This is a genomic window from Psychrobacter sp. 219-2-C, from assembly GCF_049560815.1.
Taxonomy (GTDB): Bacteria; Pseudomonadota; Gammaproteobacteria; order Pseudomonadales; family Moraxellaceae; genus Psychrobacter; species Psychrobacter faecalis.
The window spans coordinates 1-2,147 of record NZ_CP186932.1; the positions used below are offsets into that span (position 1 = coordinate 1).

The following is a 2,147-nucleotide window of genomic DNA, read 5'->3' on the forward strand; positions in this document are numbered from 1 at the left end:
CCTTAGCAGGGGTTTTTTATTGTCTAAGAAAAATTACTTAGAATATGTTCCATTTGATAATGCAAACCTTCGAGATTATCTAATACAGCCTTTTGCTGAACCTTAGTACCTACCTCAAAGCTGCCATTATCAATGCTTACAGCTAGGTGACCTACAGCAATTTGAAGTAGGCTTACAACGTCAGGCGAAAGCGATAGATTTATATTTGCTTGCTCAACTTTCATTACTTCACTTCCTGATTAAATTCATTCATTTCTTTCATACCATCTTCGACAAGGTTAATCATATTTTGCAAAGCAGGGCTAATACTCTTATTGTCTTTAAGAGCCTTTAATCCGTCCCTAGTCATTTCCATAGCAGGTTGCATATTGTCGAGAAAGTCTTTAACAATGGTTGTCTTAGGGCGACCAGTAAGCTCCGCTAATTCTGTTAACAAGTCATTCATTTCTTTATCAACACTTAGGTTTATTCTAATACGTTCAGTCATGTCACAGCCTTTTTGGTAACCTAGTATAACTGATGGTAACCTATAAAACACTACAAGTAAAGCTATAGCGCATAGATAGATTTTCCAATGCCTTAACGCTTGCCCACAGCGAAAAGACGCTGTGCGCGCTTCAGGCTGTGCCAACAAACTAAGAAGTTTTTCTATTCAAAAAGATGTTAACTGGAGGGCAAAGGGGATTGTGCTAATAGACTATTAGCACTTCGGCATGAGCCATTAAGATTTTGCACGCAGTTTCTTCACGAAGTGAGAAACGTCTAAGCGTGCCTTAAGCATTTAGGGTTAGATGAATCTAGCTTGTTCTACCTCGTCGTCAATCGTCGTTGCCTCCTCTTCCTTCTCGTTAAGAACTGCTAGGACGCTAACGCTAGGGCTTGGTGTCGCAGGCTTATAAATTCTTCATCTTTCATCAACTGAGCAATATTTTCTTTTGACTCTCTTATGGCAGCTTCCATAATCAAATCATCAACACGCGAATAACCGTCGGTCATTTCAAGCTCTACCGCACGAAGCACACTAGCGCGTAGCTTATACTTAATAACTAATTTGAATAAATCGCGGTCTAATGTTCTAACTTCGATACTGTCTTTTTCTGTTTCAGTAGCCAATTCTTCGTCTGTCGTTTCTTCGACTAATAGCAATGCTTTTAGACCACGCGACCAGTGAAGCTGACGCTTACCCTTAAATGCACTAGCATACTGCTGAAATAGCCGTCCTGAGCGTTCACAACCATCTTCGGATAACCTAAGTAAGTCCCAAGGCGTAGAACTGCCTTCACGACCTCTTTTGGTATGTCCTTTGGTCATTTCATCTTCAAGACCCCATTTGCTAACGTATTTATCAGCATACGTACCATCTTGTAAATCGCAGCCATGCTCGACGCTAGGTATTTTAAGACCTGATTTTCTACAGCAGTTTTGCCACTCGAAGGCGATAAAGAGCCTTAGAGCTTTAATATCTACAGCATTTTTGAAGAATAACAAAATATGATAGTGAGGGTGCCAACCGTTTTTGCCGTTGGTAACTTCAGTTGTGATGATATGCCCGACCTTACCCAATAGGGCAAATCGCTCTTTGGTTTTACGGTCACCCCATAGATACTTGATTGCTTTTTGTTGACCAGTGAGGAGCTGATCCAAATTATCGCCATAGTGATGAGGATTTGTGAGAGTAAGCAAATAGACCGAACCACCTTCGGTAGTCCATTTTGAGATACCTGCTTTTAATTCCTGCCTTCTGCCTTCGCTAATTTGTGCTGCGCATACTGGACATATCCAAATGCTACCGCAACGCTGCAAATTATCATAATGAGCAGTAGAACGGGTTTCGTTATAACGGATACCAACGTCTTTTTCTTTGGTTATGCGCATTTTTAAGCATTTGCAAACTCGCTCCTGGGGGAGCAGTTTGCCAGAATGATTTTGCAAAGCATATTTTTCGGCGCGACGCGCTGCATTTTCCCGCAGCCCTTTAAAATCAGGGTTGGACTGACATTTCGTCATAGTACCAAGGGACGAGCCTTTTTCACTATTTTGAATGCTGGTAACCATGTTATAATGTTCCCACGTTACATGTAATGAAGTCACAACGTCACAATGTTACGTGTGATGAAGTTACGTTTAATGTGCAGATGTAAACCCCT

3 protein-coding genes are annotated in these 2,147 nt (G+C 41.2%); all 3 read right to left on the reverse strand.

Features of this window, described 5'->3' with window-relative positions; genetic code table 11:
* Positions 1 to 23: 23 nt before the first annotated feature.
* On the reverse strand, positions 24 to 224 hold the full coding sequence (locus ACPEGP_RS00005; RefSeq protein WP_423812881.1) for a hypothetical protein: 201 nt from the start codon (positions 222 to 224) through the stop codon (positions 24 to 26).
* The gene (locus ACPEGP_RS00010; RefSeq protein WP_288998678.1) at positions 224 to 487 is read right to left on the reverse strand and encodes a hypothetical protein; all 264 of its coding nucleotides are present in this window, start codon (positions 485 to 487) and stop codon (positions 224 to 226) included. Before ACPEGP_RS00010 ends, ACPEGP_RS00005 begins: the two co-directional genes overlap by 1 nt.
* A gap of 371 nt (positions 488 to 858) precedes the next feature.
* On the reverse strand, positions 859 to 2,055 hold the full coding sequence (locus ACPEGP_RS00015; protein WP_423812882.1) for a protein rep: 1,197 nt from the start codon (positions 2,053 to 2,055) through the stop codon (positions 859 to 861).
* Between the last annotated feature and the right edge of the window lie 92 nt (positions 2,056 to 2,147).